We start from the raw sequence: 15,174 nt of genomic DNA, 5'->3' as shown, positions 1-15,174 counted from the left end.
TGGTTGCGGTTTAATGAAGCTTGAAATCGATGGGCACGCTGACCCAGCCGTCCTGGGCGACCTCACCCTGCTTGGCCGGCACGAAACTCCAACGTTTCACGGCATTGATCGCCGCCTCATCGAGGGAATCGCGACCACTGCCTTTCTGGATCTGAATCTCGCCAGGCTTGCCGTTGGCCAACACATGCACCCGCAATAACACCGTGCCTTCCCAACCGCGACGCACGGCTTGCGACGGGTATTCCGGCGCCGGGTTTTTCAGGTACGCGGCATTGGCCGAGGCGGGTGTCACCGGCGCGGGCGCCGGTGGTGCAGGTGGCGCCGGGGCCGCGACAGGTGCTGCCGGTTGTGGCGGCGCGGGCGGTTGCGGGGCGACTTTTTGCACCGGTTTCGGCACAGGCTTGGCGACCGGTTTTGGCTTGGGAATCGGTTTCGGTGGCGGCGGCTTCACGGCCAGCTCGTCTTCCACCGGCGGCGGTGGTTCGACCACGGGTTGCACCGGCTGCGGCGGTGGCGGCTCGACCACGGGCGGCGCCGGACGCGAGAATTCAATCGTCATCGGCGGAATTTCCGGCGGCACGATCGGCAATGCCTTGGTCGGTTGCTGATTGACCCAATAGATGACTGCGCCATGCACCAGCAGCGCCAGCACACCGAGCAGAATCGTTTCCCGGCGACTCAGAATGCCCTTGGGCGCACGCTGCAAACGCAGCTGCCCCAAGGGCACTCGGTGCACCCGGCCGAGGTCGACCAACTCGCCACCTGGCGCCTGGCGCCACAGCACCTCGTGTGCGCTGGCGGCGGTCTGGACATTGCCCATTGCTTAACTCCCTGCGGTCTCTTTGCGGATAACCGAAACGTCGTGCCAGACATCCCCCGACGACGTATCGATGGGTGAATCATTGAGGCAGACGCTTATCTCAGAAAGTAATCTTTAAAGTTATGCATAGACCAAAAGCGAATATAAAAGACCACCCATCGGCTCCAGGCCTTGCCCGGCAAGGGCTGCGGGCAACAGGTGGAAATCACATGCTTTTAAGGCATCGAAAATATTCACCAAAGGCATGATTTCGGGACCATTTTCACGGCCACGAGGCCTTGGCGCCGGCAATCGGGCGGCAGGGACAACGCTCTATTGATATTCCTTTATCATCTAATAGTTATTTGATTGCTTCGTTGACGGAATAAGCGATTACCTTTAAAAAACCTCAACCACGCTCGTCGCACATGCCATCGAGGTCGTTTCAGGATGCCGGGAAAAACCTATGGATCTTCGTCAGCTGCGTTACTTCATTGCCCTCACCGAACACCGAAGTTTCGTACGGGCAGCCGACGCCATGGGCATCACTCAGCCGGCATTCAGTCGCAGCATTCAAGGGCTTGAACAGGAATTCGGCTGCGCACTGGTGGACCGTGGCAACAAGGACTTGCGCCCCACGCCGGAAGGTCAGGTGGTGCTGCAACATGCGCTGACGCTGGTACAGGGCGCGGCACTGCTCAACGCCGAAGTCACGCAAATGACCAAGCTCGACGCCGGTGAACTGCGGTTCGGCTGCGGACCGGCACCGGCGGTAAAACTGGTGCCGGATGCGGTGGCGCAGTTCATCGGTGCCCACCCGAAAATACGCACCTGCTTTCAGGTGGATAACTGGGAAAAACTCAGTCGCGCCCTGAGCCGTGAAGAGATCGAATTTTTCATCGCCGACATCCGCCATTTCGAAGCAGATCCGAACTTTCAGACCCGAGCGTTGACACCCAAACGCGGCGTGTTTTTCTGCCGTCCGGGGCATCCGTTGCTGGCCAAGGAAAGCCTGTCGACCAACGACATGTTCGATTACCCGCTGGCGACCACGCTGATCCCGCCGGGCATTCGCAAACTGCTGGCGAACCTCAGCGGCCGGATCGATTTTTCACCGACCATCGAGACCGAGCATTTTGCGGCGCTGGCCAGGATCGTGCTGCAATCGAACGCCATCGGAGTAGGCACGGAGGAAGCGTTTGTCGAGGACATCGCCGACGGTTCGCTGGTGCTGCTGCACTGGCGAAACCTGCCGCCGCACATCGAGAGCATGAGCGTGCGGTGCGGGATTGTCAGCCGCACGGGGTTCCGGTTGTCACCGGCTGCGCGGGCGATGATCGAGACGTTGGTGGCGCTGGACAAGCAGGATGTCAGCGTCGCGGTTTGAACAGAACGACCGCTTTCGCCGGCAAGCCACCCCCCTGTAGGAGCTGGCTTGCCAGCGAAGAGGCCCTCAGACACGAACCCCCTCTACAGCCTGCGCCTCAATTTCCTCTTTACGAACAAACCGGTTCGCCCGCCCGAACGTCCCGAAATCGTTAAACCGCACGCCCATCTCGCGCATCACCTTGTGCGCCACCGGCACGGTCAACTGGCGGATGTAAAACGGTTCCTTCACCACGAAGTGATGGATCCCGTGGCTGCTGCCGAAGTTGAAGCAGAACGCCTGCAACGGCCACATCCACCACGGGTTCAGTACCTGGGTTTGCTGGATCACGTTCCCCGGCTCCACATCGCCGTAGTAATGCATGTTCGAGCTGACAAAGTGCAGGCAAAACGTGCGCAGCACGTTCGGGCCGATGATCACCACTGCCGCGATATCGATCACCTGCATCACCGAGAGCGTGGTCGCCGACCATTCAATCGGTGCTCCCAGCAGATGTGCGATGCCGTTGGCGGCGTGGAAGCCGAGAAACACGTACCAGGCGCCCCAATGCACCAGCGCGAGGGGCGCATAGACCTTCAGCGCGCGTTTGATGATGCTGAACTTGTGAGTCCAGGTCTTGGCCCGCAGCATGCGGATGAACGCCGACATGACGTTGTCGCCGACCATCAACAGCCGCGCAAAACCCCAAGGCTCCCCGTTGGTGATCGCACGCTCTTCCATGTCGGATTCAGTGCCGGACACTTTGTGGTGATTGAGGTGCAGATGCCGGCGAATCCACGGGTTGATCGTGCTCGGCCGCGCCAGCCACACCAGGCCCATCATCAGGTTGTGCGGCACGCGTTGTTTACGGAAGTACATGCTATGAATCAGGTCGTGCTCCAGCTCGTGGGTCAGCGACGCAAAGAACGCGTTGAGCAGCAGACATGCCCACCAGGCCATGTATCCGCTGATGTACAGCGCTGCCGAACCAATCATTCCCGCCAAAGCAAAGGCCAGAATGCCCGCGCCCAAGGCGTCCTGATGGTTGAGAATCGGGTAGCGTTTACGCAGTTCGACGCCTTTGGCCAACACCACTTCGCGAATATGCGCAGATCGCTGAGCTGCATTCAGTCGCTGGGGACTTGCAGAAGTACCGTCCATGCTTCCATCCTCTGGTTATTGATGTTCGCATCCTGCCGTGTGAACCTTCACAAGGCGGTAGCCCTGGACGCCAACCTGTTGACCGGAAGCGCCAATCAGCATGACTGAACCGACCTCCCTCGCCAGCTGGACCCGCGCCCTGCGCAAGCAACTCGATGCGCTGGGCCTCGACAGCACCGCGCTGTGCCATCAGGCGGGGCTCGATCCGCAATTGATGGACGACCCGAACGCCCGTTACCCGTTGTCGGGCACTACGCGGCTGTGGGAAATCGCGGTGCAAGTCAGCGGCGATCCGGCGATCGGCTTGCGGGTGTCGCGCTTCGTCAGCCCGACCACCTTTCACGCACTCGGCTATGCGCTGGTGGCCAGCGGCAGTTTGCGCGAAGTGTTCGAGCGCATCGTGCGTTATCACCAGGTGGTCAGCGATGCCCTGGATCTTGAACTGAGCCGCACCGAGGATCGCTATCGCTTCCGCCTGAAAATCCCGCCAGGCAACCCGGCGCCAGCGTTCGAAGCCATCGACGCTTTCACCGCAATTTACGTGCGCACCTGCCGCAACCGACTGGGCCGCGACTACGCGCCGCTCGCGGTGTACCTGCGTCGCCCGGAACCGGCCGACGCGCATCAATGGCACAAAGTCTTCCGCTCACCAGTGCACTTTTCGGCCGACGAAGACCGGCTGGAGTTTGCGCTGGTGGACTTCGACAGTCACTTGGACGACGCCAACCCGGAACTGGCCGAACACAACGAAACCGTACTCAAACGCACGCTGGCGCAGCTCAAACCGCTGACCTGGGAGCGCAAGGTCCGCGACGCCATTGAAGAGCAACTGCCCGAGGGCGAGCCCAGCGCAGAACACATCGCCAAGGCCTTGCACTTGAGCTTGCGCAGCCTGCAACGGCATTTGGCAGACGAGGGTTGCAGGTTCGACACGCTGCTCAATGAAAGCCGCGAAAACCTCGCGCTGCTGCACCTGCGCGACCCGCAATGTTCGTTAAGCGAAATCAGTTATTTATTGGGGTTTGCGGATACGAGCAGTTTCAGCCGCGCGTTCAAGCGCTGGACGGGGATGACGCCGGGGCAGTTTCGGGATGGGTTGCGGTGATGTGAATTTGTGCTGCCTGTTTCGGCCTCTTCGCGGGCAAGCCTCGCTCCTACAAGTTAGGGCTTGGGCCGGGTAGGAGCGAGGCTTGCCCGCGAAGGCGTCCGTCAATTCACCACATCCCCATCAACGATTACGCCGCACCAACTTGCGCACCCGCGCCACCAGCTCGCTCACGGCAAACGGCTTGAGCAGATAATCGTCCTCATGCAGCTCCAACCCGCGCAGGCGATCTTCAATGCCATCCTTGGTGGTGAGAAACAGCACTGGTGTCTCGCCGAGCTTGCGGATCTGTTGCTGCAATTGCCAGCCGTTCAACCCCGGTAGCATGACGTCAAGAATGATCAGCTCGTATTCACCGGTCTCGATGAAGCGACGGCCGTCCATGCCGTTGAGCGCCACATCCACCGAGTAACTCGCTTCGCTCAGGCCGTTGGCCAGGAGTTTGGCGGTCTCCGGTTCGTCTTCCACTAACAGCACACGCATGGCACACCTCGATTGTCGTCGTCACAGGCTAGGCGCCTTCGCGGGCAAAGCCCACCTTTACTGTGACCGGCGGGTTGGGTTTGTGGTTTGGGGTACATATCCGTTTCTGCGGTGATGGCGGCTATTGGTTTCGCCCTTACGGCGAGTCACTTTCGAAAAGCGCGAAAGTAACCAAAGCGCTCTTGCCCCTTTCGTTCGGTGCCTCGCCTAGGCTCGGCATACCCTCGCTCCGGTCCTGCTCCGTGGGCCCGCCGCCATCGGCCATCCATGGCCGGGGGCGGCTAACCCGGCATCCATGCCGGGTTGCCCACTGCGCAGAACCTCCACTCGGCCTCTCGAGGGGGCGCTCAGATCAAAAGCGGAAGGCGAGCTAACGCTCGGCCTGATGAGTGGTGAGAAGCAAAAGCAAACGCGATTCCCTGTAGGAGCGAGGCTTGCCCGCGAAAAACGACCGGACAACGCGTTCATTCAGGCAGCACGCGTTATCGTTGACGCCCATCGCCGGCAAGCCAGCTCCTACAATTTTGAATCGTGTGAACCCAATCCATTGTAGGAGCCGGCTTGCTGGCGATAGCGGTGGGTCAGTCGACACATCTATCGCCTGAAAGGACGCCATCGCCAGCAAGCCGGCTCCTACAGGGGAATGTGCAAAAATCCAAAATTAGTGCGGCCACCACAGTGCAGGAGTGTGCACACGACCGAAGAGCCAGGTCGGCTTTCAGGCCGCCTCGGCGGCTGTGGCGGTGGTCGCCCCCTCGAGAGGCCGAGCGCAGGTTCTGCGCAGTGGGCAACCCGGCATGGATGCCGGGTTAGCCGCGCACGGCCAGGGATGGCCGATCGCGGCGGGCCCACGGAGCAGGACCGGAGCGAGGGCATGCCGAGCCTAGGCGAGGCACCGAACGAAAGGGGCAAGAGCCTTTTGGTTACTTTGGGGCTTTTCCAAAGTGACTCGCCGTAAGGGCGAAACCACCAGCCGCCATAACAAAACTAACGGATATCCCCCCAATCGCCGGCCAGCTTTAAAAGATCGCCAACGCCCGCAACCGCTCAGCATCCAGAATCTCAATCTCACCGTACTTCAAATTCAAAATCCCCTGCCCCTGCAATTCCTTGAGCAGCTGATTGGTGGTCTGGCGTGACAGCGACAGCATTGAGGCCAGCTGTTCCTGCGGCAGTTGCAGCACACGCCGCGGCGGGGCGATTTCGCCGTAACCGTCAGCGATCATCAGCAAGCGATGCGCCAACCGTGCAGGCGCCGGCATCAGGCTCAGCTGTTCGAGGTTGATGAAAGTCAGGCGCAGTTTCTGGCTCATCAGCAACGCCAGTTGCCGCCAGTACACCGGCTGCTCATCAAGCAAGGCCAGCAGCGCGGCTTGCGGGATGTGCAACAGGATGCACTGACCGACGCCGAACGCATCGTGGGTACGCGGCTGGCCGTCGAACAGGCAGATTTCGCCAAACCAGTGCGGTGACTCCACGAGGCTCAACAACGCTTCCTTGCCCTGCTCGCTGACAGCGCCGATTCGAACGGAACCTTCGAGCACCGCGTACAAGCCGCACGGCGGATCGCCGCGTTTGAACAGCCGCTGCCCCGACGCCAGGCGCCGCACCTTGGCGCTGGCCAACAGACTATTCTGTAGAGGAACAGGTAGATGACTGAACCACTGCCCCGTTTCCAGGCGCGAACGCCAAACCTGCATGTCCATGAAAACTCCTGGAGATTGTCGCCTGGCTGACAGAGCGAGCGGTGAACCCGGGGCATGATCAATCACCCTACAGGAGGAATAACAATGAAAAGCCTCGTTGACCATCTCAGTCAATACGCCGCCTACCACCGTGATCCGCGCAATATTGCCAGCCACTTTATCGGCATTCCGCTGATTGTGGTCGCTGTCGCGGTGTTGCTGTCGCGGCCGCAATGGGCCGCAGGCTGGCTTTCACCGGCGGTGCTGGTCTCGCTGGCATCGGCATGGTTCTACCTGCGCCTGGAACTGCGTTTAGGCGTGCTGATGACGGTGCTGCTCGGACTGTGCGTTTGGGCGGGTCATGTGCTGGCACAGCAAAGCACGCTGGTGTGGCTGGCGAGCGGCGTCGGGATGTTTGTGATCGGCTGGGCGATTCAGTTTGTCGGGCATCATTACGAAGGACGCAAACCGGCGTTTGTCGATGATGTGACGGGGTTGATTGTCGGACCGTTGTTTGTGGTGGTTGAACTGGCGTTTTTGCTGGGGATGCGACGGGATTTGAAAGAGCAGATCGAGGCGCGGGTTGGGGGTGTTCGGGTCAATCCGAAGCGCGCTGCTGCGTAAGACGCCTTCGCGGGCAAGCCTCGCTCCTACAGGGTTCTGGGTCGATCACATAATTTGTGTACAACCCCAACCACTGTAGGAGCGAGGCTTGCCCGCGAAGTTTTTGCTTTAGATGTTGGCGACTTTCTGCCAGACCTTTGGCTTGAAGAACAACGTCTCGCCCTTCGCCAACCCGATCAGGCTGTCGTGATCCTTCACCACTTCCGCCTCGATCAAATCACTCTGCCCTTCGACCTTCAACGTCACCCGGGTTGTCGCGCCCAATGGACGGATATCGCGCACTTCGGCCGCGTGGTGATCCTCCAGTTCATGCCGCGACAGCGACACTTCATGCGGACGGAACAGCACGTGTTTGTCTTCGCCCAGATGCAGACGGTTCGAATCGCCGAGGAAGTGATAAACGAAATCGCTGGCCGGGTTTTCGTAGACGTCGCCCGGTGAGCCGATCTGCTCGATCACCCCTTTGTTCATCACCACGATACGGTCGGCCACTTCCATCGCCTCTTCCTGGTCGTGGGTCACGAACACGGAAGTCAGGTTGATGTCTTCGTGCAGCCGTGCCAGCCAGCGACGCAGCTCCTTGCGGACCTTGGCGTCGAGAGCACCGAACGGTTCGTCGAGCAGCAGCACTTTCGGCTCCACCGCCAAGGCACGAGCCAGCGCGATACGTTGACGCTGGCCGCCGGAGAGTTGTTCCGGGTAGCGATCCGACAACCAGTCCAGTTGCACCATGTTCAGCAATTCGTGGACCTTCGCCGCGATCTGGCTTTCAGTCGGGCGCTGGTTTTTCGGTTTCATGCGCAAGCCGAACGCGACGTTGTCGAACACCGTCATGTGGCGGAACAACGCGTAATGCTGGAACACGAAGCCGACGTTGCGATCACGCACGTCGTGGCCGGAAACGTCTTCACCGTGGAACACGATGTTGCCCTGATCCGGGGTTTCCAGACCGGCGATGATCCGCAGCAGCGTGGTCTTGCCGCAACCCGACGGGCCAAGCAGCGCCACGAGTTCGCCGCTTTGAATGTCCAGGCTGATGTCATTGAGGGCCTTGAACGCATTGAAATTCTTGCTGACGTTACGCACTTCGATCGACATGAATTATTCCTCCGCGGCGCTGGCGCGCAGGCGGTTAATACGGTTTTCGCTCCACTGCTTGAGCAGCAGGATGAAGAGCGCCAGGATCAGCAACAGGCTCGCCACAGCGAACGCGGCCACGTGGTTGTATTCGTTGTAGAGGATCTCGACGTGCAACGGCAAGGTGTTGGTCACCCCGCGAATGTGCCCGGAAACCACCGACACCGCCCCGAATTCACCCATCGCCCGCGCGGTACACAGCACCACGCCGTAGATCAGGCCCCATTTGATATTGGGCACGGTGACGTGCCAGAACATCTGCCAGCCATTGGCGCCCAGCAGGCGCGCGGCTTCTTCTTCCTGCGTGCCTTGTTCCTGCATCAGCGGGATCAGTTCACGCGCCACGAACGGCACGGTGACGAAAATCGTCGCCAGCACGATGCCCGGCAAGGCGAAGACGATCTGGATATCGTGATCCTGCAACCACGGGCCGAACAGCCCCTGCGCGCCGAACATCAGCACGTAGACCAGACCGGCGATCACCGGCGATACCGAGAACGGCAGGTCGATCAGGGTCACCAGAATGCTTTTACCGCGGAACGAGTATTTGCTCACGCACCACGCGGCGCTGACGCCGAACACGAGGTTCAGCGGGACCGAAATCAACACGGCGATGACCGTGAGTTTCAGCGCCGACAGCGCATCGGGTTCAAGGATCGCGGTGAAGAACGAACCCAGACCATTCTTCAAACCCTGAGACACCACGATCACTAGCGGCAGCAACAGGAAAAGGGCAAACACCAGCCAGCCGAGGCCGATCAGGATTCGCCGTGACGTGGCACTGCCACGGCGGGCAGCGTTCGAGGAAGCAGCAGCAATAGATGATTGGGACATTTCTGCGCCTCCTTATGGGGTTTCAATACGGCGTTGCAGCAAGTTGATCAGCAGCAACAGGACGAAGGAAACCACCAGCATCAGTACACCAATGGAGGTGGCGCCGGTGTAATCGTACTGGTCGAGTTTGACCATGATCAGCAGCGGCAGGATCTCGGTTTTCATCGGCATGTTGCCGGCGATGAAAATCACCGAACCGTACTCGCCGACCCCGCGGGCAAAGGCCAACGCGAAACCGGTCAACCAGGCAGGCAGCAGCGCGGGCACCAGGATATGGCGGAAAACCTGCAAGGGTTTGGCACCCAGGCACGCCGCTGCTTCTTCCACTTCACGCGGGATATCGGCCAATACTGGCTGTACCGTACGTACTACGAATGGAAGCGTTACAAAAGTCAGCGCCAGCGTGATGCCGAGGGGGGTATACGCGATCTTGAAACCCAGGTCCGCAGCAAACTGACCCACCCAACCATTCGGCGCGTACAGCGCAGTCAGCGCGATACCGGCCACGGCCGTGGGCAATGCGAAGGGCAAATCGATCATCGCATCGATGACCTTGCGACCCGGGAAGGTATAGCGCACCAACACCCAGGCCAGCAGCGTGCCGATGATGCCGTTGATGATCGCGGCGTACAGCGCGGTGCCGAAACTCAGCTTCAACGCCGCCAGCACGCGGGGCGCCGAGATGATCGCCCAGAACTGATCCCAGGTGAGTTGAGCGGCATGCACGAACATCGCCGCCAGTGGTATGAGCACAATCAGGCTGAGGTACACCAAGGTGTAGCCCAGCGTCAGCCCGAAGCCGGGTATGACGGGGGAGATACGACGCGACATAAAAGTCCTTGGTTGAAAGCAATCTGCTAAACGCACCTGTGGGAGCGGGCTTGCTCGCGAAGAGGGCATATCAGTCAACAGTTACGTCGCCTGACACACCGCCTTCGCGAGCAAGCCCGCTCCCACTTGGTACGCGCCTAAGCATAAGGCTCGTTGTGTGGCTTGAGTCAGGTTACTGCGCCGAGTAAATCTGGTCGAACACACCACCGTCATTAAAGAATTTCGGTTGCGCGGTTTTCCAGCCGCCGAAGTCTTTGTCGATGGTCACCAGTTCCAGTTTCGGGAACTGCTGGGCGTACTTGGCGGAGACGTCCTTGTCACGTGGACGATAGAAGTTTTTCGCGGCAATTTCCTGACCGGCCGGGCTGTACAGGTGCTTGAGGTACGCCTCGGCGATCTGCTCGTTGCCTTTTTTCTCGGCGTTTTTGTCGACGACCGCCACTGGAGGCTCGGCCAGGATCGACAGCGAAGGCACGACGATCTCGAACTTGTCGGCGCCGCCGTCTTCTTTCAGCGCCAGGAAGGCTTCGTTTTCCCAGGCCAGCAACACGTCGCCCTGACCGTTGTTGACGAAAGTGATGGTCGAACCGCGCGCACCGGTGTCCAGCACAGGTACGTGCTTGAACAGGGTTTGTACGTATTCCTTGGCCTTGGCTTCGTTGCCACCGTTGGCTTTCAGGCCGTAGGCCCAGGCCGCGAGGAAGTTCCAGCGTGCGCCGCCGGAGGTTTTAGGGTTTGGAGTGATGACCGACACGTCGTTCTTGATCAGGTCGCCCCAGTCCTTGATGCCTTTAGGGTTGCCTTTACGCACCAGGAACACGATGGTCGAAGTGTACGGCGTGCTCGCTTCCGGCAGACGCGTCTGCCAGTCCGCCGGCAGGGTCTTGCCGAGTTTGGCGATTTCGTCGATGTCACCGGCCAGGGCCAGGGTCACTACGTCGGCACGCAGACCGTCGATCACCGCACGACCCTGCTTGCCCGAGCCACCGTGGGACTGCTGGATTTTCACGGTGTCGCCAGCATGGTCTTTCTGCCAGTACTTGACGAACTCGGCGTTGTAATCCTGATACAGCTCACGAGTCGGGTCGTACGACACGTTGAGCAGCTCATAATCCTTGGCAACCGCAGAACCAGCAAAAAGGGCACTGGCCAGTGCGGCCAAAGCGAAATGACGAATCGACGACATGGTGAAAGCTCCTGGAATTCTTGGTGTGTTGGCTTTTTTTATGAAGTGCTGGAATCGGTTGCCGGTTGCTTAGCTCGACTTGGTGCTCGGGTTCTGCAAACGGAATTTCTCTTTACGCTCGATCTGGACCACTTGAGCGTTGTGTACGGTGATTTCCACGGCGCCAAATCGCAGATCGCGCAGGGCGCTCTGGATCTCACGCAAGATGGTGGCTTCGTCTTGACCGTCAACGCTACGTAGGGATGCGCTCATGGTGCTGCTCCTTCAACTGAGAGGTTGCCTGGCAGTGGGCGGCACTGCTTGCGGCGTGAGGCCAATAGTAGATAGGTGCGGATATTCTTAAAAAGACTATTTAAGAATGTTTATATAACCAAAAGAAATTATTTGCCGGGACGAGGGTTTACGTCTGCGCGACGGATCAAGGATCCAAAAATCAGCCCCTACACGATCCTTGTAGGAGCATGGCTTGCCAGCGAAGAGGCCCTTGAAACTCACCTAAATATCGAGACCGCCTTCGCTGGCAAGCCATGCTCCTACAGAGGTCTGCGTGTGGCGGTATTTTTTGTGTGGTCAGTGGATCTCGGGGGCGTGCATCCAGTCCAGTTGCCCGGCAGGCACCGGTCGGCCGAACCAGTAGCCCTGGCCAAGATCGCAACCCTGCTCCAGCAGGAAACCCGCCTGCTCGACCTGCTCGATCCCTTCGGCATGCACCTGCATGCCCATGCTTTGCGCTAGGGCGATGATCACGCGCACGATGGCCGCGTCGTCGTCATCCCAAGGCAATCCGGCGACGAAGCCCTGATCGATCTTGAGTTTCTGCACCGGTAAACGCTTGAGTCGCAACAGTGACGAATACCCCGTGCCGAAATCATCGATGGCCAGCCGTACGCCGAGCTCGCGCAAACGATGCATCTGCTCCAGAGCCACTTCCGGGTCATCCATCACCGCACTTTCGGTGACTTCCAGCTCCAGATACGCGGGATCCAGCCCGGTGTCGCGCAGCACCTGCGCCACCTGCTGATACAGCTCACGGCGCGCGAACAAGCGCGATGAAACATTCACCGCGACAAACGACAACGCCACCCCGGCCTGCTGCCAGTGGCACATCTGCCGGCAAGCCTGCTGCATGACCCAGGCATCGATCTCGGCGATCAATCCGGTGCGCTCGGCGATGGGGATGAACTCCGCCGGCGACACCAACCCCCGCTGCGGGTGCTCCCAGCGCACCAGCGCCTCGACACCGACCAGGCGACGGGTCTTGAGGTCGTGAACCGGCTGGTAATACACGCGCAATTCCTGCTGCTCCAGCGCGCGGCGCAATTCGGATGCCGTCTCGACCCGCTGTTGCGCATGGGCGGTCAATTCTTCGGTGTAGAGCGCGTAACCGTCGCGACCAGCGCTTTTGGCCTTGAACAAGGCCGAGTCGGCGTTGCGCAGCAGCTGTTCAGCGCTCAAGGCATCGCCGGGGAACAGGCTGATGCCGATGCTGGCGTTGATAAACAGCCGATGACCGTCAATGTGAAACGGCTCCTTGAGACCGTCGACGATCCGCTGGGCCAGTGCTGCGGCATGCACCAGCTGTGGACAACTTTCAGCCAATACGGCGAACTCATCGCCGCCCAGCCGCGCCAGCGTGATGCCCGGGCCGAACATGGCCTTCAAGCGTTCGGCCACGGCCTTGAGCAATTGGTCACCGACCGTGTGCCCGAGGCTGTCGTTGATCATCTTGAAATGATCCAGATCGATCATCAGCAACGCACAGCCGCGCTTTTGGATTTGCGCCGACGCCAATGCCTGCTCGGCACGGTCGGTGAACAGCAGGCGGTTGGGCAGATCGGTCAGTGGATCGTGATGCGCCAGGTACTTGAGTTCGTGCTCGGAATCCTTGATCGCGCTGATGTCGGAAAACACCGCGACGTAGTGGCTGAGCTTGCCGTGGTCGTCATGAATCAGGCGGATCGTCTGCCATTGCGGGTAGATCCCGCCGTTTTTGCGACGGTTCCAGATCTCGCCGCTCCACTCGCCGCAACGGTTGAGCGTGGCGAACATCGTCTGATAGAAACTCGCCGGGTGGTGGCCGGACTTGAACAGGCTGGGTTGCTGGCCCAACACTTCTTCGCACTGGTAGCCGGTAATCTCCATGAAGGCGCGGTTCACATGGACGATGACCCCATTACGGTCGGTGACCAGCACGCCTTCGCGGGTGCAATCGAACACGGCGGCGGCCTGACGCAAACGCTCCCGGTCTTCATTGCGCTCACGCAATTTGGCGCCGATCCCCAGGCAACGGAACAATCGCGCCCGGGCGAGGAAGATCAGCCCGGCGCTGAGCACCACCCAAACGTAACCGTTGATCAGTTGCCATCGCAGTAACTCATCGGAGCTATCGAAGAAACTGTTCAATAAATAACCACTGAGCTCCAGCCAGACGACGGAAAGCAGCAGGTAAAGCAGCGATGCACGCATGGCATCGCGATAGGTGGCAGACATTCGGCCGTCCATGTCCCTACAAAAGGGTTGGAATTATAGGTTAATGAAACATCAAGCCACTCTTATCTGAAAGGGCGACTGGTTTTATCTGTGGGCTTAGTGATAATGCAACGGCTGTTTTTTTCTTTATCGAGGGCGCTATAGCCTATGTGGTACGAAGGTTTTCTCGGCTTGTCGCCCTGGTCACTGGTGGCAGTCACCCTGCTGATGACCCACGTCACGATTATCGGCGTGACGGTCTATCTGCATCGTTATTCAGCCCATCGCTCGCTTGAGCTCAATGCCGGCCTGAAACATTTCTTCCGCTTCTGGCTGTGGCTGACCACGGCGCAGAACACCCGCGAGTGGACCGCCATCCACCGCAAGCATCACGCCAAATGCGAAACCGTCGATGACCCGCACAGCCCGGTCATCAAGGGCTTGTCCACCGTTCTGCGCAAAGGTGCCGAGCTGTACCGAGCCGAAGCGGAAAACCCCGAGACCCTGCGCATCTACGGCAAGAATTGCCCCGAAGACTGGATCGAACGCAACCTCTACAGCCGTTACCCGCTGTTGGGCGTGGCGATCATGGCCGTCATCGACCTGCTGCTGTTCGGCACCATCGGCATCACCATCTGGGCTATCCAGATGATGTGGATCCCGGTCTGGGCCGCCGGTGTGGTCAATGGCCTGGGCCACGCCGTCGGCTACCGCAACTTCGAATGCCGCGATGCGGCGACCAATCTGGTGCCCTGGGGCATCCTGATCGGCGGTGAAGAACTGCATAACAACCATCACACCTATCCTAATTCGGCAAAACTGTCGGTGAAGAAGTGGGAATTCGACCTCGGCTGGGCCTGGATCCAGGTCTTCAGTTTCCTGCGCCTGGCCAAGGTTCAACGAGTTGCGCCGATTGCCCACCGGGTCGAAGGCAAAGGCAACCTGGACATGGACACCGCCATGGCCATCCTCAACAACCGCTTCCAGATCATGGCCCAGTACCGCAAATTGGTGATCGCGCCGCTGGTCAAACAAGAGCTGGAAAAGGTCGATCACTCGGTCCGTCACCAATTCCACAGGGCCAAACGCCTGCTCTCGCGGGAAACCAGCCTGCTCGATGACAAACACCACCTGCGCATCCAGACCATGCTCGAGCACAGTCAGGCGCTGAAGGTAATTTACGAGAAACGACTGGCCTTGCAGCAGATCTGGGTCAAGACCAGCTCAAATGGTCACGACATGCTGGCGGCCATCAAGGATTGGGTACACGAAGCCGAAGCCAGCGGAATTCAGTCCCTGCGCGACTTCGCCGACCAATTGAAGACCTATTCCCTGCGCCCTGCCGCTACCGCCTGACACCGTTGATCGGTGCGCCCCGTTCGAGGGCGCACCCTTCGGAACTTAGCTCCAAATCCCCTATCTCAAAGACACTTCGCCACTACGGCGGGCTTTGTTGTGGCCGCTGTCGAACACGCGGCACGTCCTTGAGATTTG

14 protein-coding genes are annotated in these 15,174 nt (G+C 59.7%); 4 read left to right on the top strand and 10 right to left on the bottom strand.

Translation table 11 applies throughout. The features are described from left to right. Positions 1-10: 10 nt before the first annotated feature. Complete coding sequence (locus IB245_RS03965) at positions 11-820, bottom strand: energy transducer TonB (protein WP_008034397.1); 810 nt, start codon at positions 818-820, stop codon at positions 11-13. A gap of 445 nt (positions 821-1,265) precedes the next feature. Between IB245_RS03965 and IB245_RS03960 the strand changes: the two genes are divergently transcribed. Next, the gene (locus tag IB245_RS03960) at positions 1,266-2,186 is read left to right on the top strand and encodes a LysR family transcriptional regulator (protein WP_192226689.1); all 921 of its coding nucleotides are present in this window, start codon (positions 1,266-1,268) and stop codon (positions 2,184-2,186) included. A gap of 66 nt (positions 2,187-2,252) precedes the next feature. On the opposite strand, the gene IB245_RS03955 is transcribed toward IB245_RS03960, so the two are convergent. Next, positions 2,253-3,326, bottom strand: a complete 1,074-nt coding sequence (locus IB245_RS03955; RefSeq protein ID WP_192226687.1) for a fatty acid desaturase — start codon at positions 3,324-3,326, stop codon at positions 2,253-2,255. Between the two features lie 100 nt (positions 3,327-3,426). Between IB245_RS03955 and IB245_RS03950 the strand changes: the two genes are divergently transcribed. Next, positions 3,427-4,431, top strand: coding sequence for an AraC family transcriptional regulator (locus IB245_RS03950; protein WP_008034389.1), 1,005 nt, complete (start codon positions 3,427-3,429; stop codon positions 4,429-4,431). Between the two features lie 123 nt (positions 4,432-4,554). Here the strand turns inward: IB245_RS03950 and IB245_RS03945 are convergent, their stop codons facing one another. Next, positions 4,555-4,914 (bottom strand): response regulator, encoded by a 360-nt coding sequence (locus IB245_RS03945; protein WP_192226685.1) that lies wholly within the window; start codon positions 4,912-4,914, stop codon positions 4,555-4,557. Positions 4,915-5,933: 1,019 nt separating this feature from the next. After that, positions 5,934-6,620, bottom strand: coding sequence for a Crp/Fnr family transcriptional regulator (locus IB245_RS03940; RefSeq protein ID WP_008034098.1), 687 nt, complete (start codon positions 6,618-6,620; stop codon positions 5,934-5,936). 84 nt (positions 6,621-6,704) lie between these two features. Between IB245_RS03940 and IB245_RS03935 the strand changes: the two genes are divergently transcribed. Then, entirely contained in the window at positions 6,705-7,223 is a 519-nt protein-coding gene (locus tag IB245_RS03935) for a DUF962 domain-containing protein (RefSeq protein ID WP_008039690.1), read from the top strand. A gap of 108 nt (positions 7,224-7,331) precedes the next feature. On the opposite strand, the gene IB245_RS03930 is transcribed toward IB245_RS03935, so the two are convergent. The 6 genes from IB245_RS03930 to dibA form a co-directional block, all read right to left on the bottom strand. Then, positions 7,332-8,321 (bottom strand): sulfate/molybdate ABC transporter ATP-binding protein, encoded by a 990-nt coding sequence (locus tag IB245_RS03930; protein WP_008039689.1) that lies wholly within the window; start codon positions 8,319-8,321, stop codon positions 7,332-7,334. A 3-nt stretch (positions 8,322-8,324) separates the two neighbouring features. Next, positions 8,325-9,194 carry a sulfate ABC transporter permease subunit CysW gene (gene cysW, locus IB245_RS03925; protein ID WP_008034093.1) on the bottom strand — a complete coding sequence of 290 codons (870 nt, stop codon included), beginning with the start codon at positions 9,192-9,194 and terminating at the stop codon, positions 8,325-8,327. Between the two features lie 12 nt (positions 9,195-9,206). Continuing rightward, entirely contained in the window at positions 9,207-10,025 is an 819-nt protein-coding gene (gene cysT / locus IB245_RS03920) for a sulfate ABC transporter permease subunit CysT (RefSeq protein WP_007899634.1), read from the bottom strand. Between the two features lie 172 nt (positions 10,026-10,197). Continuing rightward, complete coding sequence (locus IB245_RS03915) at positions 10,198-11,211, bottom strand: sulfate ABC transporter substrate-binding protein (RefSeq protein WP_192226683.1); 1,014 nt, start codon at positions 11,209-11,211, stop codon at positions 10,198-10,200. 69 nt (positions 11,212-11,280) lie between these two features. Then, a complete protein-coding gene (gene oscA / locus IB245_RS03910; RefSeq protein WP_008034086.1) occupies positions 11,281-11,463 on the bottom strand; it encodes a sulfur starvation response protein OscA in 183 nt (60 codons plus the stop codon). A 318-nt stretch (positions 11,464-11,781) separates the two neighbouring features. Then, positions 11,782-13,701, bottom strand: coding sequence for a phosphodiesterase DibA (gene dibA / locus IB245_RS03905; protein WP_192226681.1), 1,920 nt, complete (start codon positions 13,699-13,701; stop codon positions 11,782-11,784). Between the two features lie 147 nt (positions 13,702-13,848). On the opposite strand from dibA, the gene desA reads away from it, so the two are divergent. Next, on the top strand, positions 13,849-15,036 hold the full coding sequence (gene desA / locus IB245_RS03900; protein ID WP_008034081.1) for a delta-9 fatty acid desaturase DesA: 1,188 nt from the start codon (positions 13,849-13,851) through the stop codon (positions 15,034-15,036). Positions 15,037-15,174 lie beyond the last annotated feature (138 nt).

The sequence above is a fragment of the Pseudomonas sp. PDM02 genome, from assembly GCF_014852285.1.
Taxonomy (GTDB): domain Bacteria; phylum Pseudomonadota; class Gammaproteobacteria; order Pseudomonadales; family Pseudomonadaceae; genus Aquipseudomonas; species Aquipseudomonas migulae.
This window is presented reverse-complemented; position numbering and strand designations above follow the sequence as displayed.